The organism is Virgibacillus salexigens (assembly GCF_014905415.1).
In the GTDB taxonomy this organism is placed as follows: domain Bacteria; phylum Bacillota; class Bacilli; order Bacillales; family Amphibacillaceae; genus Virgibacillus; species Virgibacillus salexigens.
Genome location: NZ_BNEO01000024.1, coordinates 1 through 539 on the forward strand (window position 1 = coordinate 1; position 539 = coordinate 539).

1 pseudogene is annotated in these 539 nt (G+C 33.6%); it reads left to right on the top strand.

Annotation, left to right across the window (positions count from 1 at the left end):
* Positions 1–64: 64 nt before the first annotated feature.
* Positions 65–361 (top strand): annotated as a pseudogene (locus JKP73_RS23750) (DDE-type integrase/transposase/recombinase); the annotation flags it as partial.
* Positions 362–539: the final 178 nt, after the last annotated feature.

Consider the following 539-nt stretch of genomic DNA (forward strand, 5'->3'; position numbering starts at 1 on the left):
AAAAATGCTATTCTCGTGTCTTTTATCCGAAAAGCCTTTCCTGCGTTAGTTCTTTCAGAAAATAATGTTCTCTTTTTTAATCGAGGAGTACAAGCGGAGCGACAAAAGCAAACAGGGGATCTTGAACTTGTCGCTCACTTTTGCTATACTAAAGCCCTTAAACATAAGTAAAAGCGCTAATTTAGCGCTTTTTTTGTTGATTTTTTGGAAAACTTTGCAACAGAACCGTTTAACCTTAGATATTTGGTTACGAAAGAAACGGGATATGCAAGCAGCCTATGTTTTCTTAAAAAGTATTCATAAACAGTTTGGTCAACATAGAATCATCGTAACAGGTAAAGCTCCCTCTATTGGATCTGCCTAAAAATAGTAAGATCAGAATTAATACATTTTTATTTTTAAGGTTCGAAACAGAACCATTTATGTTCTATTTTTTCTATGGAGCACTTGTTAATGTCCACGATAGAGTTCCTTTAAACTTAGTATCTGCTTTTTGGAAATCAATAGGAACTTTTAAAGTAAAGAGACTCGTAGATTTA